The 26,135-nt window shown below is 62.6% G+C and carries 24 protein-coding genes; 8 read left to right on the top strand and 16 right to left on the bottom strand.

Translation table 11 applies throughout. The features are described from left to right. Positions 1-141 precede the first annotated feature (141 nt). The 7 genes from ACOVQ0_RS00550 to ACOVQ0_RS00520 all read right to left on the bottom strand — a co-directional run bounded on the left by ACOVQ0_RS00550 (position 142) and on the right by ACOVQ0_RS00520 (position 6,680). The gene (locus ACOVQ0_RS00550; RefSeq protein WP_421878677.1) at positions 142-972 is read right to left on the bottom strand and encodes an alpha/beta hydrolase; all 831 of its coding nucleotides are present in this window, start codon (positions 970-972) and stop codon (positions 142-144) included. A gap of 7 nt (positions 973-979) precedes the next feature. Next, the gene (locus ACOVQ0_RS00545; protein WP_421878673.1) at positions 980-1,426 is read right to left on the bottom strand and encodes a hypothetical protein; all 447 of its coding nucleotides are present in this window, start codon (positions 1,424-1,426) and stop codon (positions 980-982) included. A gap of 261 nt (positions 1,427-1,687) precedes the next feature. Then, positions 1,688-2,521, bottom strand: a complete 834-nt coding sequence (locus tag ACOVQ0_RS00540) for a fumarylacetoacetate hydrolase family protein (protein ID WP_421878670.1) — start codon at positions 2,519-2,521, stop codon at positions 1,688-1,690. A gap of 82 nt (positions 2,522-2,603) precedes the next feature. After that, a complete protein-coding gene (locus ACOVQ0_RS00535) occupies positions 2,604-3,512 on the bottom strand; it encodes a VOC family protein (RefSeq protein ID WP_421878668.1) in 909 nt (302 codons plus the stop codon). Beyond that, a complete protein-coding gene (locus ACOVQ0_RS00530) occupies positions 3,509-3,937 on the bottom strand; it encodes a GlcG/HbpS family heme-binding protein (RefSeq protein ID WP_421878665.1) in 429 nt (142 codons plus the stop codon). The genes ACOVQ0_RS00535 and ACOVQ0_RS00530 overlap by 4 nt, the downstream gene beginning before the upstream one ends. Further along, on the bottom strand, positions 3,934-5,451 hold the full coding sequence (locus ACOVQ0_RS00525) for a bifunctional 3-(3-hydroxy-phenyl)propionate/3-hydroxycinnamic acid hydroxylase (protein WP_421878662.1): 1,518 nt from the start codon (positions 5,449-5,451) through the stop codon (positions 3,934-3,936). The genes ACOVQ0_RS00530 and ACOVQ0_RS00525 overlap by 4 nt, the downstream gene beginning before the upstream one ends. Beyond that, complete coding sequence (locus tag ACOVQ0_RS00520) at positions 5,448-6,680, bottom strand: amidohydrolase family protein (protein WP_421878660.1); 1,233 nt, start codon at positions 6,678-6,680, stop codon at positions 5,448-5,450. The genes ACOVQ0_RS00525 and ACOVQ0_RS00520 overlap by 4 nt, the downstream gene beginning before the upstream one ends. A 410-nt stretch (positions 6,681-7,090) precedes the next feature. Between ACOVQ0_RS00520 and ACOVQ0_RS00515 the strand changes: the two genes are divergently transcribed. After that, positions 7,091-9,514 carry a TonB-dependent receptor gene (locus ACOVQ0_RS00515; protein WP_421878657.1) on the top strand — a complete coding sequence of 808 codons (2,424 nt, stop codon included), beginning with the start codon at positions 7,091-7,093 and terminating at the stop codon, positions 9,512-9,514. A 13-nt stretch (positions 9,515-9,527) separates the two neighbouring features. Here ACOVQ0_RS00515 and ACOVQ0_RS00510 read toward each other — a convergent pair whose 3' ends face one another. The 4 genes from ACOVQ0_RS00510 to ACOVQ0_RS00495 all read right to left on the bottom strand — a co-directional run bounded on the left by ACOVQ0_RS00510 (position 9,528) and on the right by ACOVQ0_RS00495 (position 13,091). Further along, entirely contained in the window at positions 9,528-9,710 is a 183-nt protein-coding gene (locus tag ACOVQ0_RS00510; RefSeq protein ID WP_421878654.1) for a hypothetical protein, read from the bottom strand. Positions 9,711-9,835: 125 nt separating this feature from the next. Further along, on the bottom strand, positions 9,836-11,179 hold the full coding sequence (locus ACOVQ0_RS00505) for an aromatic ring-hydroxylating oxygenase subunit alpha (RefSeq protein ID WP_421878651.1): 1,344 nt from the start codon (positions 11,177-11,179) through the stop codon (positions 9,836-9,838). Beyond that, complete coding sequence (locus ACOVQ0_RS00500; RefSeq protein WP_421878649.1) at positions 11,176-12,330, bottom strand: hypothetical protein; 1,155 nt, start codon at positions 12,328-12,330, stop codon at positions 11,176-11,178. Before ACOVQ0_RS00500 ends, ACOVQ0_RS00505 begins: the two co-directional genes overlap by 4 nt. Beyond that, positions 12,327-13,091, bottom strand: coding sequence for an SDR family NAD(P)-dependent oxidoreductase (locus ACOVQ0_RS00495; protein ID WP_421878647.1), 765 nt, complete (start codon positions 13,089-13,091; stop codon positions 12,327-12,329). Before ACOVQ0_RS00495 ends, ACOVQ0_RS00500 begins: the two co-directional genes overlap by 4 nt. A 202-nt stretch (positions 13,092-13,293) precedes the next feature. Here ACOVQ0_RS00495 and ACOVQ0_RS00490 point away from each other — a divergent pair, with 202 nt between their 5' ends. Then, on the top strand, positions 13,294-15,075 hold the full coding sequence (locus ACOVQ0_RS00490) for a DUF885 domain-containing protein (RefSeq protein WP_421878873.1): 1,782 nt from the start codon (positions 13,294-13,296) through the stop codon (positions 15,073-15,075). Here ACOVQ0_RS00490 and ACOVQ0_RS00485 read toward each other — a convergent pair. Beyond that, positions 15,057-16,397, bottom strand: a complete 1,341-nt coding sequence (locus ACOVQ0_RS00485; RefSeq protein ID WP_421878644.1) for an alkaline phosphatase PhoX — start codon at positions 16,395-16,397, stop codon at positions 15,057-15,059. The two genes, ACOVQ0_RS00490 and ACOVQ0_RS00485, sit on opposite strands and share 19 nt — an antisense overlap. An 85-nt stretch (positions 16,398-16,482) precedes the next feature. Next, a complete protein-coding gene (locus tag ACOVQ0_RS00480) occupies positions 16,483-18,102 on the bottom strand; it encodes a GMC family oxidoreductase (RefSeq protein WP_421878641.1) in 1,620 nt (539 codons plus the stop codon). Positions 18,103-18,228: 126 nt separating this feature from the next. Here ACOVQ0_RS00480 and ACOVQ0_RS00475 point away from each other — a divergent pair, with 126 nt between their 5' ends. From ACOVQ0_RS00475 to ACOVQ0_RS00455, 5 genes are all read left to right on the top strand, one after another. Continuing rightward, on the top strand, positions 18,229-18,612 hold the full coding sequence (locus tag ACOVQ0_RS00475; RefSeq protein ID WP_421878638.1) for a C-glycoside deglycosidase beta subunit domain-containing protein: 384 nt from the start codon (positions 18,229-18,231) through the stop codon (positions 18,610-18,612). Between the two features lie 15 nt (positions 18,613-18,627). Further along, on the top strand, positions 18,628-19,626 hold the full coding sequence (locus tag ACOVQ0_RS00470) for a sugar phosphate isomerase/epimerase family protein (RefSeq protein WP_421878635.1): 999 nt from the start codon (positions 18,628-18,630) through the stop codon (positions 19,624-19,626). Continuing rightward, a complete protein-coding gene (locus ACOVQ0_RS00465; protein WP_421878632.1) occupies positions 19,614-20,405 on the top strand; it encodes a TIM barrel protein in 792 nt (263 codons plus the stop codon). The genes ACOVQ0_RS00470 and ACOVQ0_RS00465 overlap by 13 nt, the downstream gene beginning before the upstream one ends. Before the next feature lie 91 nt (positions 20,406-20,496). Further along, positions 20,497-21,537: a carboxylesterase/lipase family protein gene (locus ACOVQ0_RS00460; RefSeq protein ID WP_421878629.1), complete on the top strand. Its 1,041-nt coding sequence runs from the start codon at positions 20,497-20,499 to the stop codon at positions 21,535-21,537. 120 nt (positions 21,538-21,657) lie between these two features. Continuing rightward, positions 21,658-22,056 (top strand): carboxylesterase family protein, encoded by a 399-nt coding sequence (locus ACOVQ0_RS00455; protein ID WP_421878626.1) that lies wholly within the window; start codon positions 21,658-21,660, stop codon positions 22,054-22,056. Positions 22,057-22,101: 45 nt separating this feature from the next. Here ACOVQ0_RS00455 and ACOVQ0_RS00450 read toward each other — a convergent pair whose 3' ends face one another. From ACOVQ0_RS00450 to ACOVQ0_RS00440, 3 genes are read right to left on the bottom strand one after another with little or no spacing between them, the layout of a single operon-like run. After that, positions 22,102-23,046, bottom strand: a complete 945-nt coding sequence (locus tag ACOVQ0_RS00450) for a ThuA domain-containing protein (protein WP_421878623.1) — start codon at positions 23,044-23,046, stop codon at positions 22,102-22,104. A gap of 11 nt (positions 23,047-23,057) precedes the next feature. Continuing rightward, entirely contained in the window at positions 23,058-24,398 is a 1,341-nt protein-coding gene (locus ACOVQ0_RS00445) for an MFS transporter (protein WP_421878620.1), read from the bottom strand. 32 nt (positions 24,399-24,430) lie between these two features. Beyond that, on the bottom strand, positions 24,431-25,204 hold the full coding sequence (locus tag ACOVQ0_RS00440) for a TIM barrel protein (RefSeq protein ID WP_421878617.1): 774 nt from the start codon (positions 25,202-25,204) through the stop codon (positions 24,431-24,433). Positions 25,205-25,385: 181 nt separating this feature from the next. Between ACOVQ0_RS00440 and ACOVQ0_RS00435 the strand changes: the two genes are divergently transcribed. Further along, positions 25,386-26,135 (top strand): enoyl-CoA hydratase/isomerase family protein, encoded by a 750-nt coding sequence (locus ACOVQ0_RS00435; RefSeq protein WP_421878614.1) that lies wholly within the window; start codon positions 25,386-25,388, stop codon positions 26,133-26,135.

Raw genomic sequence — 26,135 nt, 5'->3', positions numbered from 1 at the left:
CCCCGTCACCCTGAGCTTGTCTCAGGGTCCATTTCTCCTCCGCAAACTGCCGTTTCGGTCGAAAGATGGACCCCCGAACAAGTCCGGGGTGACAATGGCAGTTACAGTGAAGATGGGGTGTTGAGCGGTGCTGAAACGCGCTCAACAGCCCTCAACAAACCTCACAATCTCGTCCAGCAAACGCCGGTCCTCGCCGCCAATGTGCATCGCCAGCGTATAGTGGTTGTGCCCCGGCACGATCATCCCGACCGGCATCGTGCCATGCCGCTCCAGTCGCGCTTGCATCAGCCCCAGAAACTCCGCCTGAAAGCGCTGCGGATCATATTGCGCGCAGGCCACGAACAGCGGAATCGCCGTTTGCGCCACCGCATCGCGCGGCATCCGCTGCGGATAATCGGCATCGGGTCCGTAGTAAGGTTCGTCGCGTTCATCCAGCGGCGTGTAACCATAAAGACCGGATAGCAGCACCGCGCCTGCCACCGGCAGATCAGGCCGCAGCCGCAGCGCCGTGGCGATGTGGACCGACCCGGCAGAGGTGCCCACCACCACGATCCGCGCCGGATCGCCGTCATGCGCCGCACAATTCGCGCGGAGCCATTCCACGGCAGCAACCACATCCTCGCCACCTTCCGGCCAGCGCGCATCGGGCAGCAGGCGATAGTTCATCGCCGCGCCAAGGAATCCCGCTTCGGCCATCGCGCGCGCCACATTGGCCCCGCCCGCCTTGTCGCCCATGCGAAAGCCGCCGCCATGCACGAACAGCACTACAGGCAGGTCACTCGTCGCGCTCGTGCGATAGAGGTCGAGCCGATGGCGTTCGTGCGGGCCATAGGTGCAATCCATCGCGAGTGCCGGCACACGCGCACCCAGCGCGGCATGGGTATCGGCATAGAGCGCGCGGCACGTTTCCACCACCTGCGGTCCCAATTCGCGGCCCATTTCGGCAATTTTCACCGGCACGGCGTGTTCCATCGCTACTCTATCCTTGTCCGTAAAGCCGGGTCAGTGCGCGATGCGTGATCGCAAAGCCCAGCGTGCCACCGTAGACCAGCTTCAGCGCAAATGCCTGTGCCCAGCCAATCGCCACCCAAGGCCCGATCAGGCAGACCGCCGCCAGCAGCACCGCGCTCAAAAGCCCCAGCCCCACCATCCGCGCTACCAGCGCCAGAATTGCGCCTGTGGAAGGCAGCCCCGCCACGCCGCCCTTGCGCAACGCCTTGCGTACCAGCAACGATGGCACCAGCGCAGCCATGAGCGCAATCGCCCCGCCTTGCGGCAGGAAATCCAGCGCGAACCCATCGGGATCGGCCAAAGCCAGCGTGTGGTTCGTCCTGCCGAACACCGCAAGAAAGAACGCCGCGCTCAGCACCAGGTTGATGCCCGTGCTGACCAGCCTTTCGCGCTTCAGAACAGCGGCAAAATCCATCACGCTTCCTTCTGGCCTGCATCTCGAGCGACGACGTTTATCCTGTTGGCAACGTGGAGGACACCAACGTCATCCTGAACTTGTTTCAGGATCCATTTCACAATTCAGACCAAGGCTCTGGGTCGAGAAATGGACCCTGAAACAAGTTCAGGGTGACGAACAAGGCGTCGGCGTCAGCGGTCCCAAACCGTTTGAGGACGCAGCCCCCCAGCCTTTCGACCTCCTGCCGCGTCCTCACCGATCACGAAATCAGGCCGATGTTCACACTTCGTCGATCACCGGGTTGGTCAGCTTGCCGATCACGCCCACCGACACCTCGCATACGTCGCCAGCCTTCATGTAAAGCGGCGGATTGCGCTTGTCCCCAACGCCGCCGGGCGTGCCGGTCACGATCACGTCGCCCGGAGCCAGGGGCGTGAAGGTCGAGCAATATTCGATGATGAAGGCCACGTCCCAGATCAGGTCGCTGATCGGCTGATCCTGCACCACTTGCCCGTTCAGGCGCGTCTGCACGCGCTGGCTGGCAAGGTCTGGCACCGCATCGGGCGTGACCAGCGCCGGGCCGAACGCGCCGGTGCCGGGGAAGGTCTTGCCCGGCGTGAACTGGATGTTGTGGCGCTGCCAATCGCGCACGGAACCATCGTTGAACACCGAATAGCCGGCCACATGGTCCAGCGCCTTGTCGCGCGCAATGCGACGGCCACCCTTGCCGATCACCACGGCCAGTTCGCCTTCATAATCGAACCGCACCGATTCCTTCGGGCGCACCAGCGGTTCGCCATCGGCAATCAGGCTGTCGGCATAACGGGTGAAGATCGCCGGATATGCTTTCTGTTCGCGCCCGGTTTCGGCAACGTGCGTGGCATAGTTCAAGCCCACGCACAGGATCTTGTCCGGGTTGGGCACCAACGGCAGCAGGCGCACATCGGCGCGGGCATAGCTGGCAGTGGGCGCCAGTGCCGAAAGATAGCCGCCAAGCACATCCTTCAACCATGCAGGAGCGCCCTGCGCCCCCAGATCGTGAACGGTATCGCCATCAAGACGGCCAAAGCTGGGCTTGCCGTCAGGGCGGCGGAAACTGATGTATTGCGTCATTCTCTTTTCTCCCGGTGGCCGTGCCGCCGCGCGTCCGCTCATTGCCAGAGCTGCCGACGCCCCACCGACAAAGGCCCGTCGATCAAATTGCAAGGTCTTGAGGCTGCCAGTCGCGGCGGCAGCGGAAACGCTCCTCGGCCACGCGCAGACCGGCAAAGTCCTTGTCCGAAACGCCCCACTGGTCGATCCGCTGTTCGGGCCATGTCCAGTCGTCGGGTTCGCCTGCTGCGTAATCCAGCGGCACCTTTTCCACGGCGGTCGAATATTCGATTACCGGGCCGAACGGCGCGATGTAATAGGCGTAAACATTGTCGCCCGGCCCGTGCCGACCCGGTCCCCATGCGGGCGCAAAACCATTGTCGCGCATCCAGCCAATGCCGCGCATCACCGCGTCCAGATCGTCCATTTCAAACGCCACGTGATTCAGGCTGGAAAAGCCCGCGCGGGCAAAGGCGGTGGAATGGTGGCTGTCGTTGCAGCGCACGAAGACCATGCCCTTTGTGCGGTCAGACACCCGGAAATCCAGCACGTCTTCAACGGCATGGCCCATCATCTCGGCATCGGCGGCGTTGAACACGACATGCGTCAGCTTCACTGGCGACACGCGCTTGCTCGCCTTGGCAAAGCCTTCGATGGGTTCGACTTCGGTGGTGCCCGCCAGAAAGCGCAGGATCGTGCCTTCGGGCAGTTCCACCAGCAGGCCAGTGCCATCGCCGGGATCGGTTGAGGTAACCGGCTTTGCCGCCCAACCCTTTTCGGCAACCCGCGCAGTGATTGCCGCCAGTTCCTGATCCGAACAGACAAAGGTGGTCGACCGCACGAACTCCTCGTCAGACTTTTCGAAGGCTACCAGATAGGGAAATGTGCCTGTTCCGCGCAGGTAATGCGTTTCCTCGCGTACCTCTGCCGGTGCAAGACCCCAGATATCCACCATGAACGCCGCCGCGCCTGCGGGATCGGGCAGGGCCAGTTCGATGCTGCGCAGCTTCACTTTGCATTCTCCAGATTGAAACCGGCGGCACGAAGGCCCACGATCGCGCACTCCTCGTCGCAATCGCCGGTGTCACCGCTTACGCCGACTGCGCCGATGATCGCGCCTGCGTGACGGATCAGAACGCCGCCCGGCGAAAAGGCGATGTTGCCGCCAACCACTGCTGTAACGCTTTGAAAGAACGCAGGATTACCCTTTGCTCGCTCCGCGATCACGCGGGTGTCATCGCCCATGCCCAGTGCGCCCACGGCCTTTGCCCGCGCGATATCGTGGCGGAACATCGTTGCCCCATCTTCGCGCGCAAAGGCAACCGGATGTCCGCCCGCGTCTATCACGATCACGGCGAGCGGCTTGGCCGAACGGCTGCGTGCTTCGGCCAGCGTGGCAGCCACGATGGTCTGTGCAGCAAAAAGGGTCAGGCTCATGCCGCAATCTCCTGCTTGAAACCCAGCAGCGCATCGCGCGCTGCGATCAGATCGGCGGGCGTTCCGGTGCCGAAAACGTAGTGATCGGGGCGCACCAGCACGGCCTCGGCCCCTTTGGCGTCCAGCCATGCCAGAACAGCACCGCCATCGGGAAGATCACATGCGGCAATTGCACCCTCGGTGTCGGCATCACGCGCGAACAGCCGCCAGCCTTGCCCCACCAGATCGTCCAGCTTGCGGCCATCGGACAACACGGGCTGGATGAAGCGTTCCCCTGCTGCGACCGTGCCTGGCGCGATGAAACCGGTGGCAATTGCCGGGATCAGATCGGCAGCAGTTTCTCCCGTCTTTTTCGCGGCTTGTTCGCGAATGTTCGCATCGCGTGCCAAGGCCTTTGCCGGGTCGAGTTCGCAGATATAGCGCCCCGCCGCCACTGCCGCGCCGATCACCCCGCGCACATGCGGATCGCGTTCGGGCTGATAGGTTTCAAGGATTGCCTCGTCCGCGCCGTCGTTGGCGATGGCCGCCATCTTCCACGCAAGATTGGCCACATCGCGCAGGCCATGACACATGCCCTGCCCAAAGAACGGCGGCGTCTGGTGCGCGGCATCGCCTGCCAGAAACACCCGGCCCACCTGCCATTGTTCGGCCACCAGTCCATGAAAGCGATAGGTCGCCGCGCGAACGATCCTGTGCGGAACGTCCTTCATCCACGCACCGACGAGCGCGGCGACGTTCTCTTCGCGCATCATTTCGGCATCGTCTTCATGCGGAAGCAGCATGAATTCCCAGCGGCGGTGGTTGCGCCGGCCCGGCACAACAGTAGCTGGCCGCGAAGGATCGCACATCATTACCGAAAGGCGTTGCAGATCAGCACCTTCGGGCACGCCCTTCAGCGGCGGGAAGGTGACGGGGCCGTCCACTTCGGCATCGACCACCAGCCACGGCTCTTCGAAATCGAGGTCGTCCAGCTTGACGCCCAGCGATTTGCGCACAGGGCTGCGCGAACCGTCCGCCGCGATGACCCAGCGTGCATCCAGGTGCTGCTCTGTGCGCTCTAGGTGCATCTTGGTGCTGTTCAGGAAATAGCGCACTGTAACGTGGCTATCATGCTGTTCCAGCGCGGAAAATTCGGCTCCCAGCAGCAGTTTTATATCACCGTTCTGCGCAAAGGCATCGCGCAGGTGCGCTTCGAATTCCGGCTGGTAGAAAAAGTAATCGTTCGACCATCCGAACGGCTTCGGCTTGCCCACGGTGCCCATGTAGCGGATCACACCGTGGTCGGCGCCAATGTGCAGATGGCCATCGGTGGCGATCATATCGTCTTCCACGCGATCGATTACGCCCGCGCTCTGGAACAGGCGCATCATTTCATGGTCGAGATGGACCGCGCGGGGCAGGGGGTAGTGATCGACCTCCTTTTCCAGCACGACGACCGAAAGTCCCTGCTTTCCCAGCAGGTTGGCCGCCAGCGCGCCCACCGGGCCGCAACCGATGATGGCGACGTCGATCATGCCGCAGGTGCCTTGTAGAGCGCGCCGCCCTTCATGATCATCCGAAGATTATCCTTGTTTTTCAGGATCGATATGTCCTGCGTCGGATCTCCATCGACCAGCAGGAGATCGGCGAGGAAGCCCTCGCGCACCTGACCCAGTTCCATGTCCATCAGCACGCCGCCAAGCGCGGTTGCCGCGTGCAGCGTTTGCGCAGGCGTATAGCCGAACCATTCGACGAACAGTTCCAGATCGCGCGCGTTCAGACCCACCGGGTTCTGCGGAAAACCATAGTCGCCGCCCGGCAAAGAGCGCACGCCGCGCTTGCGCAGTTCCCGTCCGACGCGGATCTTCTGTTCCACGGCGGCGGCCTGTTCGGCCACCTGTTCGGGACTGGCCATCATGCCGAATTTCGGCGCACGGTCACGGTCTGCTTCCTCGATGCCCGGCGCAAGGCCGACGAAGATGTCGTCCTTCGCAGCCTCGATCATGTCGAGCACTTCGTCATCGGCATAATTGCAGTGATAGATCACGCGGAAGCCCGCCTTGATCGCAATCTTGATGGCATCGGCAGTATAGCAATGCGCGGTGAGCCAAACGCCCGCCTTGCGCGCGGCTTCCCCGGCGGCGAGGATTTCGTCTTCATAGAACTGTTCGTTCATGTTGGACCCGGCGTCCATCGCGCTGACGCCGTTGAGCAGGAACTTCACCGCCTGCAGGCCGATACCGGCCATTTCCTCGACGAAATGGGTGACGGCGGCAGGATTGCTTTCCCGCGTATCGCGCCCCGGAAACTTGAACAGCATACCCGGCATCCCGCCCGGCAGACGTTCGAACGATGACGTGACGAGGCGCGGCCCCGGCACCTGGCCCTTATCAATGGCAGCCTTGAGCGCGATTTCGACGCCGGGCGAAGACGATCCGCCAGAATAGGCGCTGGTAAAACCGTGATCGAGCATGACCCGCGCGCAGTGGGCAGCGGTAAGGGCCAGAACCTCATCCGGGAAATTGCCGGGGCGGCCCATGACTTCGACGCTGGAACCCAGCGCAAGGTGGGTGTGCGCATCGACGAGGCCGGGCATCAGCGTGCCGCCGTTGCCATCGATGACCTGATCCGCACGATCATCTGCCAGCGCGCCATCGCCCGTGGCAACGCGCACGATGCGATCGCCATCGACGAGAACCGCCCCGGTTTGATCCGACAGGCTTGTGCCATCGAAAATCCGCACATTGCGGATGAGAATTGTCATGCCCTGTATCCTCTCGTTCCGGCAGGCAGGAGGCCGAACACGCCGATACGGCTGCCCATGCACGAACGGTCAGCGTGGCTTGCTGATATGTTGGCAAGCGCGCGAATCCGGTCGTTCAATTCCCACTCCCCAGCCTGTTCTGGCTTGCACGCGGTAATGGCGAAATAGAGCCGTTATGAAAAATATGATCTCACTATAAATCCATAGGAACCAGCTATGTCTGATGCAGCCTTTGCCTTGTGCAGCGCTCGTTGCGCGCCGCAGTTTTTCCGCGCCAGAAACATTCTGAGACAATTTGCGACGAAGTAATGGCTGAACCTGCCTCTCGCCATCGTTAGTGGGTCCACAAATAGTAATCATTAGCAATATCGACCAGGGATCGCTGATTTGCCATTACTGCGTGAGGGACCATGAGAAAAACGTTTCAGATCATTATGCTGCTATCGACCGGTAGCTGCCTGACCACGCCGGTTTGGGCACAGAATCAGCCAGCAACTGCCGCCCCACAGGCAGAAGAAGAGGAAATCGTGGTAGCCGGACAGCGCCCGCGTGGCAGCGTGATCGGCGATGCCGAGCCGGAACTGACGTTCAATGGCGGCGATGTGCGTTCTCTGGGTGTTGGCACGATCAGCGAATTGCTGTCCGAACTTTCCAGCTATCTCACCAGCACGCGCGGCGGCGAACCCGTGGTGCTGCTGGAAGGGCGGCGCATTTCCAGCTTCCGCGAAATCGCATCGATCCCGGCAGAGGCGATTGCCCGCGCTGAAATCCTGTCGGAAGAAGTGGCGCTGCGCTATGGCTATTCGGCCAACCAGAAAGTCCTCAACGTTGTTCTGCGCCAGCGCTTTCGTGCCTTTACGCTGGAGGGGCGGGACAGGATCACGACCGAAGGCGATGCCAATACGGCCACGGGTGATGCGGGCTTCCTGACGATCCGGCGCGATCACCGGCTGAACCTGAACGTCAAATATGAAAACGCCGATATGCTGGAGGAAAGCCAGCGGGGCATTTCCGCCACCAGTGGCGACGCCACCGGGCGATCCCTGCGCGCAGGCGGTGAGACGCTGACCATTGGCGCGACATATGCGCGGACATTTTCGCCGACGGTATCGTCCAGCCTGAACGGCGAAATCGTGACTGACCGGTCGGATTCGCTGGTGGGCCGGTCCAGCACCGGAGACACATTCACCCGCACCGCCGACGACCTTTCGATGCGGCTTGGCGGTACGGTAAATGCACAGTTCGGCAAGTGGTATGCCAATCTGACCGGGGGCTACAATCGCACTGAAGGCCGCACCATCACCGCGCGCGGCACGCCTGCCGAACTGGCGCAAAGCTGGACCGATACGGCCAACGCCGATCTACTGATCAACGGCACCCTGCTGCGCCTGCCCGCAGGCAAGGTGACGCTTTCGACCCATCTGGGCGGCACGATCGATGGCTATCGCGCACAGACCCGCAGCCCCAACGTGACGCCGGGAGCCGATCTTGACCGCAAGACCGGACTGATATCCGCCACTATCGACGCGCCGCTGTTCAACAGCACCACGCCGTTCGTCGGGCGCCTTTCGGTCAACGCCAATCTGGAACAGCGCGAACTTTCCGATTTCGGCAGTCTGACCAACTGGGGCGGCGGTCTGAACTGGACGCCGATCACGGGCATCAGCTTCAGCGCGAACTATACCAGCGAGGAAACCGCGCCATCGATGGTGCAGCTTGGCGGGCCGCGCATCGTTACGCCGCTGGTGCCGGTGTTCGATTTCACGCAGGGGCAAAGCGTGCTGGTGACGCGCACATCGGGTGGTAATCCCGATTTGCGCAACGCGCAGAGCGACAACTGGCGACTGGGGTTGACGCTCAAGCCCATCGCATCGCAGAACCTGACCTTGCAGGTATCCTATGCCCGCAGCGATACGACAAACGGCGTGGGATCGATCAGCGGCCTGACCGCTGAAACCGAAGCCGCATTTCCCGACCGCTTCGTGCGCGATGCCAATGGCGCGCTGATCAGCGTGGATGCCACCCCGATCAATATCGCAGCCCGGCGGACGAGCGAAATCCGCTGGGGCGTGAACTTTACGAAGCGCCTGAAAATGGCGCAGGCCGAACAGGACCAGATGCGCGCCATGTTCGAACGGATGCGTGCCGAACGCGAAGCGCGGCGCGCGGCGGGGCAGGAAGAGCCACGCGGCTTTGGCGATGGCCCTCCCGGTGGCGGTCCCGATGGTCCGCCTCCCGGTGAGGGTGGCGGCCGTCGCGAAGGCGGTTTCGGCGGTTCTGGTGGAGGTGGCCCTGGTGGAGGTGGCCCTGGTGCCGGTGGGCCGGGTGGGGGCGGCGGTCCCGGTGCGGGGCAGATCTCGCTTGCGCTGTTCCACACGGTCAAGTTGAGCGATGCCGTGCGATTGCATGGCAGCCTGCCCGAAATCGACCTGCTGGATGGCGGATCGCTGGGCGGCGGATCGGGCACATCGCGCCATCAGGTGGAATTGCAGCTTGGCGCGGCGAAGCGCGGCATCGGCTTCCGCTTTACCGGGAAATGGCAAAGCGCGACGCGGGTGAGCGACAGCAGCGCGACAAGCGCGTCCGATCTGCGGTTTGGCGATCTTGCGACGTTCTCGCTGCGCACCTTCTACAGCCCGGTCCCGAAGCCGGGCCAGATGCCGCAGAATTCGTGGACGCGCGGATTGCGGGTGAGCCTGTCGATCGACAACATCTTCAACACACGCCAGAAAGTGACTGACGAAACCGGCGCAACGCCCTTCGCCTATCTCCCTGCCTATCGCGATCCGTTGGGCCGCACGATCACGCTGAGCGTGCGCAAGCAGTTCTTCTGAGCATGTCGTTGCGTCAGGCCCACTGCGGCGCGGGCGGCAGTGCGGTGGCCGTCACGGTCATGCTGCCAAGCCGCACTGGGCGATCTTCTCCAACGGTTGCGTAAACCGCAGGCTCAGGTGTGGCGGCGCTGATCGTGCCGAGCGCCAGCGTGATCACGGTAGCTGCGGCCAGTGCCAGACCCAGAAAGTTCCTCATGGTTGTTCCCCTTGTCGTCATGTCGATGACAAGGGGAATAGCGGGCACCTGTCGCAACACTTTGCCGCGCCTGCACCATTGCGTCCCGATTTGTATCCGGGCTGATGCAGGTTGGGGCAGGGTGGCTATTGCCGCCCGGCGATCCAGTCGTTCAGCACTTCATGGAAGAAGCGGATGCGGGTTTCCTGATCGGAAAGGTGGGCATCGGTATAGCCGCGTGAGTGCATACCGGCCTGCATCGCTTCGGCCAGTTCCATGTCCTGATAGACGATCTGGCCTGCCAGTTCAGGGATGCCGCGCCCGCCATCGAACACGCGGTGTTCACATTCCGCAACTTCGCGCAGCGGCTTCATGCCCGCCATGATCGACTGGACTTCCTTTTGCCCTTCGACCGGGAAAGCCATGCACCACAGATCGAAATAGCACTTTTCCGGGTCAGTGGCGTGTGGTTCGCTGCGGAACAGGATCAGGTTGTCGGGCAGGAAGCTGATGGTCACGTTGGGGAACATCACCGTGTGCGGGCTGTCGGTGATTTCCTCATCGTCCATGTGTTCGTAGTGGAGATAGCCCTTTTCGCGCCACAGCTTCTGCTTGGCAGCTTTCAGATCAAGCCAGCCCTGCACGGCGAAGTCTTCATAGGTGGCATAGCGGGCCGGATCGATATCCCACTTGGCCATTTCGGCTTCGAACATGGCGTTGCCGCCGCCTTCGGGCCGATCGGAAAGCGACGGGCGCATCGGTTGAACGGTGCGGCCATGCCCCTTGGGCCACATTTCATGCCGCGCGGAATCAACGTCCTGATCGATCCACGGCGGCACTTGCGGGTGCGCGGTGCGGGTGTGGTAGCTTTCTGAGAAGTTGTCGGTCACGAACTTCCAGTTGGCGTTCAGTTCGATGCGATACCACGCCACGCGAACTGCCGTGTCCATCGGGTAGTTCTTGTAGAGTTCGGGCATCGGATCGAGAAATTCGAGCAGCGACGGGCTGTCGTGCGACATCGAGTACCAGACGAAGCCGCCCCACACATCGCAGCGCAGTTCCTTGAGCTTCAGCTTGCCACAGGGGTTGCCGGCCTTGAAATCGACATCGGCATCCTGCGCGTGTTCCAGCACGCCGTTTATGCCCCATTTCCATCCGTGATAGGGGCAGTGAAACGCATCGACCGAGCTGGAATCATGCACCATGCGCATCCCGCGATGGCCGCAGGAATTGTAGAACGCGCGGACCGAGCCATCGTCCTGTCGGACGGCGATAACCGATTCCTTCATGAAATTGTGGACGAGGAAATCGCCCGCCTCCGGGATATCGGCCGTGCGCCCAGCGATGTGCCAGATGCGCGTCCACATGTGGTCCCATTCCTTTTGCGCGAAATCGGCAGAGTAATAGCGGTCACCGGTAATCGCGTCGCCGCGCAGGTGCGACGGATCGCGTCCGTCCATCGGGGCGGGGATGGGGCCTCGCAGGCTCATGACGGAATCCTCTCTACAGTGTTCTTTTGAAATTGCGCTGCGGCCAGGAGCAGCAACGAAAGGCACAGCCATGCCCCGGAAAGCTGCCAGAGCGCAGAGACGCCATTCGCAGCAACAACAGGCGCGGCCACCAGCGGACCGACGACTGTGCCGGAGAGCTGCGCGGTGCCTACCAGCATCGCACCACGGCCCGATGGATCGACAGCCAGAACGGCAGGCATGTGGAACGGCGGCACGAATATCCAGACGAAGCCGAACAGGCCCGCACCCGCGAGCATGACGGCAGCAGAACCGCTGCCGCTCATCAGCATGATCGCGCCGATGGCCAGCACGATGCCGACGATCCATGCCGTCCGCGCACCTATGCGTGCGCCGAGCAGTGCAGCCAGCAACCCGCCCGCGATCTGCGCGGCAAGGCCGACTGACACCGCGCTGGCGGCAGTGGCGGGGGCAAAACCGGCATTTGCGAGCAACGGCAGCAAATAGACCCACAGGCCCATGATCCCGGCCAGAAACGCGGTCATCGCCAGCAGCACGATGATCGCGCGCAGACCGGGAAGGCCCCGCGATCCTTGAGCGGCGGTATCAAAACCATCGGCCATTGCAGGCACCGCCAGCAGCATCAGCGCATTGAGGCCAAGCAACAGGCCATAGGCTCCGACGTGCCCGAAGGCAGGCGCGATCAGGCCGCTGATTGCCTGCGAAAGGCACAGGCCAAGCACAGATTGCGCGGTGACGTAGATCGCGAAAAGCCGCGCAGGCTCTGCCGAGCGCGAGAGCATTCCGACCAGTACCCACAGCAGCACGCCCGCGCCAAGGCCATTGAGAAAGCGTAAGCCGATGATCGCGCTGCCGCTGCCGAACATCGTTCCGGCATTGGCGAGCGCCATCGCGCAAAGCGCCAGCAGCGCCCATTTGCGCAAGTTCTGCAGCGGCAGGCACAGCGCGGCAATCGTGACGGCGAGCGCCATCCCGGCGGCCTCTGCAGTGGCGGCAAGGCCCATTGCCGCGACATCGAGCTTGCCCGCCTTGAGCAGCAGATCAAGCAGCAGCGGCTGCAACCCCGAGATGCACCCCGCGCCGACGCCGAGGACGACGATGGGCAGCCACGCCGAGGTTGCCTGCTTCGGAGCCGCTGGGCTGACGGTCATTGTGCGGTCAATCCGCCGTCCACGGCCAGTTCGGTCCCGGTGATATAGCGCGCGGCGTGTGAGGCGAGGAACGCCACGGCTTCGGCAATATCGGTGGGTTCGCCCATCTTGCCCGCCGGGATCGAGGCATTGATGATCTCGTACTGGTCAGGGTTATCCTTGATCGCCACCTGCTGCATATCGGTCCAGATCACGCCGGGGTGGACAGAATTCACGCGGATGGCTTCGCGCGCGCATTCCATTGCCAGCGCTTTGGTATAGAGGCGCACGCCGCCCTTGCTGGCGGCATAGGCCGAAGCGCCGGGAATGCCGACAAGCCCGGCGACGGACGATATGTTGACAATGGCCCCGCCGTTCCCGCGCGCACGCATTCCGGCCAGCACCGCGCGGCAGCCAAGGTAGACGCTGGTCAGGTTCACATCGATCTGGCGCTGCCATTCGGCGGGTTCCAGATCGGGCGTCCAGCGCAACACCGCGATGCCGGCATTGTTAACGAGGATGTCCGGTCCGGCCCCGTGCTTTGCCTCGATAGCAGCGATCACCGCCTGCCAGCCATCGGCGCTGGTCACATCGTGGCCCATGCCGTGAGCAACGAGGCCCTCTGCCACCAGTTCTGCTGCGCGGGCCTGCACGGCCTGCCCATCGATATCGGTAAGCCAGACCTGCGCCCCGCGCTGTGCCATCAGGCGTGCCGTTGCAAAACCCAGCCCTGCCGATGAGGCAGCGCCGGTGACGAGTGCGATGTTTCCGGTGAGTGTCATGCTGCGCAATATGCGCGGCTTTTGGCAGAAGCACGCCCAGCCAAAGTGACAGTTCGCAAGAAGCGCCCGATGCGGCTTTCATGCTGCGCCCTTCGTATCATGATGGCATGGCCGATTGCCGACCGCCATCAAACGCATTACCCCTCGCCATATGGCTTGGAAAGCCCGCTGCAAAAGGGAATTGTGCGTGACGAAACGGCTGATGCAAAAGGGTTTTCTGGCTAGCCTGTTGCTGGGGGCATCCACCTTGGGAGCAAGCGTTTCATCAGCGGCCGAGGCCGGGTCAACCGCACTCGCTGCAACGCCCGCCGACGCGCAGTTCGAAGCTGTATGGAAGGACGAGTACGAATGGCGAGAAGCCCAGCAGGGCCCGTTCGAAGATGTAACGGGGAAGGGCGCGAAAGGTTTGCCCGACCTTTCCGATGTAGCGCAGGCTGCAAGGCTGGCGAAGTGGGATGCCGTGCTGCGCGATCTGGCGGCCATCCCGGTTGATCAGCTATCGCCCGCGCGGCGCGTGGATTACGCGGTTTACAAGGGGCAGGTCGAAGCACTGCGCAATGCGCAGTCCTATCGCGAATACGAAATGCCGTTCAATTCGGACAGCAGCTTCTGGGGGGAACTGATCGACCAGTCGCGCCGTCCGTTCAAGGACGAGAAGGCGGCGCGCATCTATCTGAAAGTGATGGGCGAACTGCCGCGCTATTACGACCAGCAGATCGCACAGATGCGCGCCGGGCTGAAGCGCGGTTTCACCGTGCCCCGCGTGACGCTGAAAGGCCGCGAAGTGGCGGTGGCGCAAGTGGCCGGGGCGAAGGATGCGGAAAGTTCGCCGTTCTGGCAGCCTTTCGCCAAGCTGCCTGCGTCCATTCCGGCAGCAGTGCAGGAGGATTTGCGCAAGGAAGCGCGCGCTGCGATTGCGGGCGGGGTGACTCCTGCCCACCAGCGCTTGCTGGCCTTCCTGCAGAAGGAATACTTTGCCAAGGCGCGCACCGGCATCGCTGCGTCCGACCTGCCTGATGGCCGCGCCTATTACCAATCGAAGATCCGCGAATACGTGACGCTCGACCGCACGCCGGAACAGATCCACCAGATCGGCCTGTCGGAAATGGCGCGCATCCGTGGCGAGATGGCAGGCGTGATGCGTGAAGTGAAGTTCGAAGGCGATCTGAAAGCCTTCCTCACCCATCTGCGCACCGATCCGCAGTTCTACCCGAAGAAACCGGAAGAGCTGCTTTATCGCGCAGCGTGGATCGCCAAGCAGTTTGACGGGAAGGCATCGCAATACTTCGGCCACCTGCCGCGCAGCCGCTTTGCGATAAAGCCGGTGCCGGATGACATTGCGCCGTTCTACACCAGCGGGCGCGGCGGGACGGGGGTCTATCTCGTCAACACCTATGACCTGCCATCGCGCCCGTTCTATGCACAAGTGGCGCTGACACTGCACGAAAGCGCGCCGGGTCATGCCTTCCAGATGCCACTGGCGGCGGAAAACAAGGATCTGCCCAAGTTCCGTCGCGACACCTATCTGTCAGCCTATGGCGAGGGCTGGGCGCTCTATTGCGAGACGCTGGGCGTGGAAATGGGGATGTACGAAACGCCTTATGACCGCTTCGGAATGCTCAGTTATCAGGCATGGCGCGCATCGCGGCTGGTGGTGGACACCGGCATCCACGCCAAGGGTTGGACCCGCGAACAGGCTCAGGCCTATTTCCGCGAGAATACCGCGCTTTCCGATCATGAGATCGAGACGGAGGTGGACCGCTATATCTCATGGCCGGGGCAGGCGCTGTCATACTACATGGGCCAGCTTGCCATCCTTGACGCGCGGCGCAAGGCAGAAGCCGCGCTGGGCAGCAAGTTCGACATTCGCGCGTTCCACGATGCCGTGCTGGCGCTGGGCGGGGTGCCGCTGCCAGTGATCGACCAGCGCATCGACCAGTTGATCGCGGATGGCGGGAAGGGGCCTTATGCGGGCGAGGAGTGATCGGCTCTCCAGCCCGGTCCGGTGATCGCCAAGGTCATTGCCGGGCTATAGAGATTGACGAAAAGCGTGCTGCCATCGGGAGCAAAACAGGCGCCGGCCAGTTCGGTCTGCCGTCGGCAGCGCGCAAAGGCATAAGCCGTGCCATCGGGGGTAATCCCGCGCAGGTGGTTGTCGACAATATCGGTGTACTGGTCCTCGCACACGATCAGATCGCCGTTCGGTGCGATGGTCAGATTGTCACCAAAGTTGAATGCCGCAGGATCGGCAGATTCATAGAACAGGTCCAGCGTTTCGGTAGACGGGCGATAGCGGAATACCTGCCCAAGCCCCTTCGCTCCGCCCGATGTGCAAACGAAATACAGCTCGTCCTGCCCATAATGGATGCCCTCACCGCGCGCGAACAAGGCTGCGCCCTTGGCATGTCCACGCTGGCGCAAATCGTCGTTCGCGGAATCGGTGCCATCCAGATCGATCCAGCGGACTTTGAGCGCCTCTTTGCGCGTCATGGTCACGGATTGCTTGTTGCGGGTGTCTGTCGCGCCGGTCGACAAGCCAAGCGCCTGAAGTTTGCCGGTTGCGCGCAAGTCTCCCGGCCTGGACGGCACGAAGCGATAGAGCAGTCCGTCTTCGCGATCTTCGGTCAGATAGACGATGCCGGTTCGAGGATCGACTGCGGCAGCTTCGTGGTTGAAACGGCCAAGTCCTTTGAGCGGCACCGGATCGACCAACCCGCGCCCATTGGCGGGCACTTCGAACACCCAGCCATGATCCAGCCCAAGATTGGCCCCGGCGCGCGACATATCTTCCTCGCAGCTCAACCATGTGCCCCACGGCGTAATCCCGCCTGCGCAATTGCGGATGGTTCCGGCAAGCGAGGCGTATTGGGCCTCCACGCGCCCGCTCTTGAGGTCATAGACAAGCGTGGATGTGCCGCCGGGCAGGGCGCGGCCACCTTGCCAGCGATCGAAGGTGCGCTCTACGGTTCGGTCTGCATAGGGACCGCGTGCGGCATCCTTTGCAGAAAGTTCATGGTTGCGCACGAGCGCGACTTTACCCGGCGCAATGGCAAAACAGCCCATGCCATCGGCCTTGTCACCCACCACATGGCCATCGTCCATCGCATCGCCCATGCGCGAGATGATGGTGTAGCGCCATCCTGCCGGCAGATCGAGAATACCTGCCGGATCGGGCACCAGCGGGCCAACCGTGCGGCGTGATGGCGCATCTGCCATGCGTTCCGCACCGGCGCACCCTGCGAGCATCGTTGCAAGGCCACCGAACGCGGTAGCGGCAAGATTGCGGTTGAACGTGCGGCGGTCCATAGTGGTCAATCCTCAAGGCGAGCAGGCTTTATGCGCGCGCCTAGCAGGATTGACGTTTCACGATGATGACGCAAGTTCGGCGTGATCAGCGCCGGTCTTCGAGAATCAGTTCCGCCGCGCGTTCGGCCACGGCCATTGCGGGGCCATTGGTGTTGCCTGAAACCGGTGTTGGCATGATTGAACAGTCCACCACGCGCAAGCCGCCCACACCATGCACGCGGGCGCGCGCATCGGTGACGGAGGTGGCGGGATCGGTTCCCATTGAACAGGTGCCGGTGCCGTGCAGGCCGACCTCGACCATCTTGGCGAGTTCGGCAGTGATGGCGTCTTCGTCCTGCACATCGGGTCCGGGCATCCGTTCGGTGCCGATGAAAGGTTTCAACGGGTCCGACGCAGCAATCGCGCGGAACAGGCGGAAGAGTTCGAGGCTCTTGGCCTTGTCATAGGGATCGGCCCAGATTGCGGGATCGACCACGGGCGCATCGCGGAAGTGGGGCGAAGTCAGCCGGACGCTGCCACGGCTGCGCGGGCGCAGGTGGTAGCCGGAGAACGTAAGGCCGGGGTTGGGGGTAAGGGGGCTGCCGGGGCGGGCGGCCATTTCGTTTACCGTGCGCATGGCGAACGGCGCAGCGGCAACCTGCAGATCGGGCCAGTCGGCGTCTTCACCCTCACTGGCGATCAGCCCGGTCAGCGGCATTCCCACGCGGGCGAGGTGACCCGTCCCGGTCAGGAAATACTGGATCGCATTGCGATAGAGCCGCCAGCCAAAGAATTCGCGGTTGGTGCCGGGATGGTTGGTCAGATCGAACGACACGCCGAACTTGGTGTGATCGGCCAGTTGCCGTCCCACCATCGGCAGATCGCTGACCACCGGAATCCCCAGCCCCTGCAAATCGGCCCCTGCGCCAATGCCCGAAAGCTGGAGCAGTTGCGGCGAACCATAGACGCCCGCCGACAGGATCACTTCTGCGGCAGCGGTGTGGATGCGCTCCTCGCCGTGGGCTTCGGTGACCACACCCGTGGCCCGGCCATTTTCGATCAGCACTTGGCTGACCGCCGTGTGCGTCGCGATCGTGAGGTTGCTGCGCGAAAGGATCGGCATGACGAACGCCTTGTAGGCGCTTTCGCGCACGCCCTTGCGATCCACCGTATATTGGCTGCGCCCCACGCCATGCGTGTTCGGCGTGGTGATATCGTCCAGCCAGGGCATCCCTTGCGTGCCGAACCCGGCGGCCAGCGCATCGAACACCGGCGATTCATATGTCGATGCGGTAACCTGCAATTCGCCATCGCGCCCGCGCCCCGGATGCGCGCCGGGTTCGCGATAGGATTCGAACCTGGCGTAACAGCGAGCGATCTCGTCCCAGCCCCAGCCCGGCAGCCCGCGCTGCGTCCAGCCATCGAAATCCTTTGGCATACCGGTGAGATACCAGGTGCCGTTGATGGCGGAAGACCCGCCAAGCCCGCGCCCATAGGTATGGATGCCGGGCCGCATTCCCGGACGCGCTTCCATCGGGAACACGCGGAAGAATTCAGGGTTGCCCATGATCTTCACAAAGCCGCCCGCCATCTTGATGAACGGGTGCTGGTTATCGCCCCCATCCTCGATCAGCAGCACGCGATTGCGGGGATCGGCAGTGAGCCGGTTGGCCAGCACGCATCCTGCCGAACCTGCGCCCACGATGATGTAATCGAATTCCGCCATGACCCCTTGGCACCTGTCCCGAAATTAAAATAGAACTAGAGTTCGTTTTTTATCTGCCGGGCGCTTGACCGCGTGTCAAGCCACGATTAGAAAACATATTCTAATTGTAAAAGCGGGAGAGCAACGGTGCTGCCAGTCGAACGGGTTATCGGAGAAGAGGGGCTTGCCGCCACCAGCGGCGGGCTGAAACTGGCCATGCGCCTGCCGTGGTATCGGTCGCTGCCCTTCTCGGTGGTCGAAGTCGGACCGCTGGAAATTGATGGGAAAGCTGTGGATTTGTCGGACGCGCGCATCGAATACGATGGGCAGCAGTGGCCGCTTTCCGAAAACGGCGAGAAGGTCGACACGTTCTGGTTCGTGCGCGATTCGGCGTTCCTGATCCTGCCGTCGCACACCGCGGACGTTGGCAGCGATCACGAAGTCTCGCTCAACCTCTTCGTCAGCCCGCCCTACATCCCCGGCATGAAGCGGACCAATCCGCAGACGTCCACGCTTACCGTCGCTGCCTGAGAGAGGATCACCACGATGGCCACTACCTCAACCGGCCCGCAGGTCGGCGTTACGCTCTATTCCTTCACCAATGAATTTCTGACTCGCCAGTTCGAACTCGACACCTTGCTTACCGAAGTGGCCAAGCGCGGACTTGGCCCGAACATAGAGATCATCGGGTTCCAGAACTTTCGCGAATTCCCCGACGTTTCGGATGCCTTTGCCGAAAAATTCAAGCAGATGATCGCCGAGACGGGCCTCAACCCCGTTTCATGCGCGATCAATTCGGACCGCTTCCTCAAGCCCGGCCAGCAGCCGATCGACGACGCGGCGCTGGTCGAATATCACAAGCGCCAGCTGCGCTCCGCCAAGAAGATGGGCTTTTCGCTCGTGCGCTATCAGTTTGCGCTGCCGGTGCATCTCCTGCCCGAAATCGCGCCTTACGCCGAAGAACTGGACATCCGCATGGGCGTTGAAGTCCACGCGCCGATGTGGGCGGGCCACCCTGCCGTGCAGGCCTATGGCGAAATGTATGACAAGCTGAACACGCCCTATCTTGGCTGGATTCCCGATTTCGGCGGCACCGCCAGCCGCATCCCGGAATCGATGCTCGATGCCGCGCGGGCAAAGGGTGCATCGGAAGACCTGCTCGACAAGCTGAAAGAGGTCTGGCTGGAAGATGGCATGAGCCATGAAAAGGCCGGTCGCCTGCGCGAATGGGGCATGGCCCACGGCCACGCGCCGCTGCACATTCAGGCCGCGTGCCTGGCCTTCTTCATCCTTTCGAACCACGATCCCAAAAGCTGGGCCGCACTGGTTGATCGCACCATCCACATCCACGGCAAGTTCTATGGCGTGAGCGAGGATCTGGTCGAAGAAGCCATTGATTACGAAACGATTCTGCCGCTGTTCAAGGACGGTGGCTTCACCGGCACGATGGTTTCCGAATGGGAAGGCCACGCCTATGACACGCGCGATGCCTTCGAACAGGTCCGCCGCCATCAGGCGATGGCCCGCCGCATTTGGGGGGCCTGATCGCGATGGCCTATGACCTTTCCGTCAATCTCGAATATGGCTTCACCGAAGCGGGCGAGAAGATCGAGGACCGCATCGCCGCAGCCGCAGCAGCCGGTTTCCGCAAGGTGGAACTGTTCCTGCTGAAAGGGCGCGATCTGGCAGCGATCAAACGCGCGCTGGATGAAAACGGCGTCGAACTGGTCAGCACCGTGGCGGATTATGTCACGCAACTGGTCGATCCCGCTACGCACGAAGGCTTTTGCGATGTGTTCCGTGAAGCGGCGCAGGCCGCAAAGTCACTGGGTTGCAGAAACGTGGTAGTCACTTCAGGCCGAGGCGTGCCGTGGCTGAAGCGCCCGGTACAGCTTGCCATCTTCGCCGATGCCTTGCGCAAGCTGGTGCCGATTGCCGATGAACTGGATGTCACCATCCTGCTCGAATCCGCAAACACCCGCTTCGATCATCCCGGCGTGCTATGCTCCACCACGGCAGACAGCGTGGTCGTGGCCGATATGGTCGATCACCCGCGCGTCAAGGTACTCTACGATCTCTATCACTCGGTGGTAGAGGGTGAAGATCCCGAAACCGCACTGAAAGCGGCGATGCACCAGGTCGTTCACGTTCAGGTGGCAGACGCACCGGGCAGGGGTGAACCGGGATCGGGCGAACTCGATTGGCCGGGGGCCTTGGCGATGTTCGAACGGCTTGGCTATCGCGGCACGATCGGGCTGGAACTGCAGCCGACAAAGCCTTCAGCAGAAGCTCTGACCTATATCCAGCAGGTCTGCGCTGCCTGACCGCTTATTTGCACCGGGACCGCATCGCCGGTCCCGGTGTCTTACCAAAATTGCACGAGCCGCAAAGGTTCGGCCACCAAGGAGCAGGATCGTGAAAAAAGGCATCGCGCTGGCCATCGCCATCGGGCTTTCCGCAACATCGCAGGTCGCACTGGCGCAAGCCGTGGTTGCCACTACCGACGGCGCGGTGCGCGGGACGGACAAGGGCCTTGCCACGGCTTTCCTCGGCATACCCTATGCCGCGCCGCCGGTAGGGGAAAACCGCTGGCGCGAACCGCAGCCTGTCACAGCGTGGCAGGACGTGCGCGATGCTTCTGCATTCGGCCCGGTGTGCCAGCAGGGTGTGCCCGCGCCGTGGGGACCATATACGGCCGAATTTCTCGCCGCTCCACCGATGAGCGAGGATTGCCTGACGCTCAACGTGTGGAAGCCTAAGGCTGCGGCAAAGGCCCTGCCGGTGCTGGTGTTCATACACGGTGGCGGTTTTGGCGGTGGGGCAGGGAGCCTGCCGATCTATGATGGCGCGAAGCTGGCGGCAAAGGGCGCGGTGGTCGTGACGATCAATTACCGCGTTGGCGTGTTTGGTTTCATGGCGCATTCGGCGCTGACGGCGGAATCGCCGCTGGGATCGTCGGGCAATTATGGTCTTCTCGACCAGATTGCAGCGCTGCGATGGGTGAAGGCCAACGCCGCAAAGTTCGGCGGCGATCCTGCCAATGTCACCGTATCGGGCGAAAGCGCGGGCGCGGCTTCCGTGGCGGATCTGATGGTATCGCCAATGGCCCAAGGCCTGTTTGCAAAGGCCATCGCGTTCAGCGGGGCCAGCATGGCGGTGGATGTGCCGCCGCTGGCTGCAAACGAAAAGGTCGGCGTAGACCTTGCTGCGAAGCTCGGCACCAGCAGCACTGCGGCAATGCGCGCGGTTCCGGCGGAAAAGCTGATCGAAGCCACCCGCTATGTCCCCGGCGCAACCAGTGGCCCGCCACGCCTGATGTTCGTGCCCAATGTCGATGGCAAAGTGGTGCCGTTCGATCCCGTGCGCGCCAGCGGCCCGGTGGCCAGTCCCGTCCCGTTGATCAGCGGATACAACAGCGCCGAAATGATCGACCCATCGGTGCGCACCCCTGCGTAGTTCAAGGCTGCGGTTGAGGCACGATACGGCACTTCGGCGCAAAGCCTGCTCGCGCTCTATCCCCACGCCACTGATGCCGAAGCCGTCGCGTCGAACGCTCTGCTCGCGCGCGATCGCTACATGGCCGGGCTGATGCTGTGGTCGCAAGAGCGGACAAGAACCGCGCAACAGCCGGTCTATGCCTATCTTTATGATCACGCCTATCCCGTGGTCAAAGACGGTCAATCGTGGAGCGCGTTCCATTCGTCCCACCTGCCTTATGTCTTCGGAAACATCGGCCTTGGCGAACGCAAGTTCACCGCTGCCGATACCCGCGTGGTGCGGCAATGGCAGGACCGTCTGTTGGCCTTCATGCGCACCGGCACACCGGGCAAGGGCTGGGCGAAGGTCACGAAGACCAGCGCCACGATTATGGGATTGGGCGACAGCGAAACCATGCGCCCCGCCGTTTCCTCACCCGCCCGCTTCCAAGCGTTCAAGGCCTATGCTGCCAGCGGGGGCAAGCTGGGGTTGATGTGATAGCGTTGTTGGCGGGCAGGTTTTGTGCCGCCCGCCCACAAGACTTCACTTCGTCGGATAGTCCTTCGCTTCTTCCAGCACCGGCAGAGTGACTTTGCCCGTTGCGGCCCATTCGGTGCCTCGCAGGATCAGGGTTTGCAGTGGCTGGAAGTGCAGCGAAACCTCATCGTGCCCCAGCGTTACCGAAAAGACGCGGCCCTTGCCGTAATCGGCGGTCCACACTTGCGGGTGATCGGCGTCTATCCCCTTCATCGCCTTCAGCTTTTCGGGCGTATAGGCAGCAGCGGGATATTTCGGCCCGGTCAGCTTCGGGTCATAGGCGGCAGCGGCATCGTGTGCGGTGGCAAGGACGTGGATCTTCGCTTCGGGGTCCATCGCCATGTTGGTGTACATATCGTCGTTATAGGTCCAGACGAACTCGCGCATTCCTGCCGTGATCGGGTGGTTCCGGTCAACGATATGGACGGGGAAGGCTCCCGGTGGCGCACGACGGCTTGATCCCGGCTCCATCGCGCCGCCGATCAACCGCTTGTATTCGGGAATATCGCGTCCCCACGTGAAGCTGGAATGATAGGCGACCAACCCGCCGCCCTCGCGGACATATTGGTAGAGTGCCTTGAACGCGCCATCGGACCACACCTTTTGCACGGGGTCTGCGTAATTCCAGCGGCTCGAATAGTTCAGCAGCACCACATCGTAGGCTTTCAGCGTTTCCAGCGTGCCATTGTCGAAATCCTCGGTCACGCGCACGTCGAACCGTTTGGTGTCCTGCATCATGGTGCGCAGCATGTTGTTCACGCCGGTCCAGTCATGCTCATAGGAATTGCGGCCCGAGATGATCAGGACTTTGACCCGGTTCTCCGCCGGGTTCACCGGAATGCCCACGCGCTGCACCGTTTCTGGCGGGCGGTAATCGATCGTGACGATCACCTGCGCGGCTGCAGGCACGGCGATGCACGCCGCAAGAAGCGCGGCGACAGCTTTCTTCATGATACTCTCCCTTATTCCGCCGGAGCAGGGCTACGCCCGGCGATGTCGTTGCGGATCGTTTCGCGCAGGGCGTCCATCGGCCACGCCAGCATGACCACGGTCTGCAGGCCCAGCAGCAGCACGGCGCTGCCATAATAGGCCCAGCGGATCGCATCGCGCGCGGTGTCTGTCACGGCATCGGGCGCATATCCTGCGGCGCCCAGCACGAAGGCGAAGCCTGCCGTGCCGATGGCCATGCCGACTTTGGTCGAAAGGCTGATTCCCGCCGAAAGCAGGCCCTCGCGGCGGCTGCCGAACTTCCATTCGTGGTAGTCTACCGTCTCGGCAATCATCGCGAAGGCAGCGGTGATCGTGATCGATGTGGCAAGGCAGGCCGCGATATAGACCGTCAGGAACAGCGGGACGCTGCTTTCCGCCAATGGCAGCAGCGCAAATAGCACGGCGGACAGCCCCAGCACGAACACGCAGCCGCGCCGGATGCCGGTGCGCGCCAGAATGGGCGGTGCCACCACCGATGACAGCAGCAACATGCCCGATACCGCCGGCAGCATGATCGAAATCATCCACGGCTTGCCCAGCACATCGATGGCGAAATAGGCCGTCGCGCTCATCATCAGGCCGAAGCGGATGAAGTAGAGCAGGCACGATGCAAAAACGACCAGCCACGCCCTGTTCTGCAGCATTTCGCGCACGGCGGGCAGGATCGCAAAGTTGGCGGGTGAGGTATCCTCGAATCGCTCCCGACAATTGCGATAGAGCGCAATCGTGCAGACAAAGCCGATGGCGGCAAAGAGCATGGCCACAGACTGGAAGCCCTGCTTCTGGTCGCTGCCACCAAACAGGCCGACCAGCGGCATGACCGCCGCCGTACCCATCACCACCGAGATCGACGTGCCGACACCGCGCATTCCCGAAAGCTTCAGCCGCTCACCTGTGTCGAGCGTCATCATCGGCATTAGCGCGGTATAGGGAATCGCCTGCAACGACATCAGGATGCCCAGCGCCTTGAACGTGATGAAGGCATAGGCAAGCTGCGCCCCTTCGCTCCAGTCAGGCATGTGGAACAGCGCCACCGTGACCAGAGCATAGGGCAGGGCTACAAACAGGAAATAACCTCGCGTCCGCCCCCAGCGGCTGCGGGTCTTGTCTACCGCAATGCCCACCACCACGTCGATCACCGCATCCAGCAATCGTGCGATCAGGAATACCGTGCCCACGGCGGCGGCGGGCAGGCCGACGACATTCGTGTAGTAAAACAGCAGGAACCCGCTCGCCATGTTGTAGGCAAGGCTGGTGCCCATGTCGCCAAGGCCATAGCTGAGGCGTTCGGTTAATGTCAGTTTGGTCGCCACATCCCTCTCCCGGATCGCAGCAGGGATTTCTGTCAGAGCGCCAGCGTTTTGCGGGTCAGCTCCAGCGATTGGTCCATCGGCAGGGTCGGGAAATATTCCATCCCGATCGCCCCTGTATAACCAAGGTCATTGAGCGTGCGCATGACATGCGCCCAGTCGACTGTGCCGGTGCCTGGCTCGTTGCGGTCATCCATGTCGGCCACCTGCACATGGGCGACGAGGTGAGCGCGGCCCTGCAGCACATCGGCAATGTCTTCCCCCATCACCGCGCTGTGCCACACGTCGTACAGCAGGCGCAGATTGGGGCTGCCCACCGCCTCGACCAGATCAAGCCCCAGCGTCGTGCTGACCAGATACATCGCCGAAAACAGCCGCGTGTTGAGCGGTTCGAGCAGCAGCATGACGCCTGCTTCCTCGGCCAGCGCGGCCGCATCCTTCAACGCGGCAACGGCGTTGGCAAAGTGCTCTTCCTCGCTCATCCCTTCGACGCGAAAGCCCGATGCCACGATCAGCGGCGGCTTGCCCAGACAGGCCGTGGCGGCAATCGTCTCGCGCACCGCCTCCACCATCTCAGCCCGCTCGGCCGGGTCCACAATGGAGCGGCGCGGATCGACGCACAGGCCCGTCAGCACCATGCCAGTATCGGCCAGCGCGGCAGCGATGGCATCGACCGGCTTGTCGCGCCACAGATGGAACTCCACGGCTGCAAACCCTTCAGCCCTGGCGGCATGGATGCGCGCGGCAAGGTCTCCGGCTTCGGCAAACTGCCATTCGATGCACGATGAAAGCGTAAGGGCAGGCAACACGTCGATCTCCCAATCGGCGGCCCCGCGCAGCCGGATGACCGCGTTTGCCTGGCGACATTCAGCGTCGCTACTTTATTGGAATACAGGTTCTCATTTATCATGCCCCGCGTCAAGAGGGCTTGCCAGTGTCATCGCCAGACACCATGCGCGCCGCAACGGCAATGACGAAGGGCACCACGGCATGACACTGCGGCTGGAAAAGGACGGCGCCACCGCGCGCCTGCTGATCGACCGCGCGGACAAGCGGAACGCCTTCACCATCGCCATGTGGCAGAGCCTGCCAGAACTGCTGGCCGAAGCCGCCGCCGATCCCGCCTTGCGCGTACTGGTGGTCAAGTCGGCCAACGGCGGCGCGTTCTGCGCCGGTGCAGACATCGCCGAACTGCTGGCGCGCAAGGATGATGCGCAGTGGCGGGCCGATAACCAGAGCGCCATCAACCGCGCGCAGTATGAACTCACCCGCTTTCCCCTGCCGACCGTCGCGATGGTCGAAGGCGATTGCATTGGTGGCGGCTGCGGCATTGCGCTGGCCTGCGATATCCGCGTGGCCGGGCCGCAGGCGCGCTTCGGCATCACGCCAGCCAAGCTCGGCCTCGTCTATCCGCTGCACGATGTGAAGCTGCTGGTCGATCTCGTCGGACCGGGGCAGGCGAGGCGGATGCTCTACACCGGGATGCTGCTTGGCGCGCAAGAAGCGCAAGGTATCGGCCTTGTCGAGGAACTCGCGCCGAACGAAGACGCATTGGTGGCGCAAATCCTTGCCGCATCGCCCTTTTCCGCCCGCGCGCTCAAACAGTTCGTGCGGCAGGTGCTTGATGGGCAGGTGGCCGAAGACACGCAATCGCTAGACGTTTTCGCGTCTGCCTTCACCGGCACCGATTTCCACGAAGGCACCACCGCCTTCGTGGAAAAGCGCAAGCCTCGGTTCTGA

Source organism: Novosphingobium sp. (assembly GCF_049240505.1).
Lineage (GTDB): Bacteria > Pseudomonadota > Alphaproteobacteria > Sphingomonadales > Sphingomonadaceae > Novosphingobium.
This window is presented reverse-complemented; position numbering and strand designations above follow the sequence as displayed.

What these genes read in the sequence shown, in the direction of transcription:
- ACOVQ0_RS00550 (WP_421878677.1), bottom strand. Translation starts at nt 972, where the DNA reads ATGGAACACGCCGTGCCGGTGAAAATTGCCGAAATGGGCCGCGAATTG.
- ACOVQ0_RS00545 (WP_421878673.1), bottom strand. Translation starts at nt 1,426, where the DNA reads ATGGATTTTGCCGCTGTTCTGAAGCGCGAAAGGCTGGTCAGCACGGGC.
- ACOVQ0_RS00540 (WP_421878670.1), bottom strand. Translation starts at nt 2,521, where the DNA reads ATGACGCAATACATCAGTTTCCGCCGCCCTGACGGCAAGCCCAGCTTT.
- ACOVQ0_RS00530 (WP_421878665.1), bottom strand. Translation starts at nt 3,937, where the DNA reads ATGAGCCTGACCCTTTTTGCTGCACAGACCATCGTGGCTGCCACGCTG.
- ACOVQ0_RS00525 (WP_421878662.1), bottom strand. Translation starts at nt 5,451, where the DNA reads ATGATCGACGTCGCCATCATCGGTTGCGGCCCGGTGGGCGCGCTGGCG.
- ACOVQ0_RS00520 (WP_421878660.1), bottom strand. Translation starts at nt 6,680, where the DNA reads ATGACAATTCTCATCCGCAATGTGCGGATTTTCGATGGCACAAGCCTG.
- ACOVQ0_RS00515 (WP_421878657.1), top strand. Translation starts at nt 7,091, where the DNA reads ATGAGAAAAACGTTTCAGATCATTATGCTGCTATCGACCGGTAGCTGC.
- ACOVQ0_RS00510 (WP_421878654.1), bottom strand. Translation starts at nt 9,710, where the DNA reads ATGAGGAACTTTCTGGGTCTGGCACTGGCCGCAGCTACCGTGATCACG.
- ACOVQ0_RS00505 (WP_421878651.1), bottom strand. Translation starts at nt 11,179, where the DNA reads ATGAGCCTGCGAGGCCCCATCCCCGCCCCGATGGACGGACGCGATCCG.
- ACOVQ0_RS00500 (WP_421878649.1), bottom strand. Translation starts at nt 12,330, where the DNA reads ATGACCGTCAGCCCAGCGGCTCCGAAGCAGGCAACCTCGGCGTGGCTG.
- ACOVQ0_RS00495 (WP_421878647.1), bottom strand. Translation starts at nt 13,091, where the DNA reads ATGACACTCACCGGAAACATCGCACTCGTCACCGGCGCTGCCTCATCG.
- ACOVQ0_RS00490 (WP_421878873.1), top strand. Translation starts at nt 13,294, where the DNA reads ATGCAAAAGGGTTTTCTGGCTAGCCTGTTGCTGGGGGCATCCACCTTG.
- ACOVQ0_RS00485 (WP_421878644.1), bottom strand. Translation starts at nt 16,397, where the DNA reads ATGGACCGCCGCACGTTCAACCGCAATCTTGCCGCTACCGCGTTCGGT.
- ACOVQ0_RS00480 (WP_421878641.1), bottom strand. Translation starts at nt 18,102, where the DNA reads ATGGCGGAATTCGATTACATCATCGTGGGCGCAGGTTCGGCAGGATGC.
- ACOVQ0_RS00470 (WP_421878635.1), top strand. Translation starts at nt 18,628, where the DNA reads ATGGCCACTACCTCAACCGGCCCGCAGGTCGGCGTTACGCTCTATTCC.
- ACOVQ0_RS00455 (WP_421878626.1), top strand. Translation starts at nt 21,658, where the DNA reads ATGGCCGGGCTGATGCTGTGGTCGCAAGAGCGGACAAGAACCGCGCAA.
- ACOVQ0_RS00450 (WP_421878623.1), bottom strand. Translation starts at nt 23,046, where the DNA reads ATGAAGAAAGCTGTCGCCGCGCTTCTTGCGGCGTGCATCGCCGTGCCT.
- ACOVQ0_RS00435 (WP_421878614.1), top strand. Translation starts at nt 25,386, where the DNA reads ATGACACTGCGGCTGGAAAAGGACGGCGCCACCGCGCGCCTGCTGATC.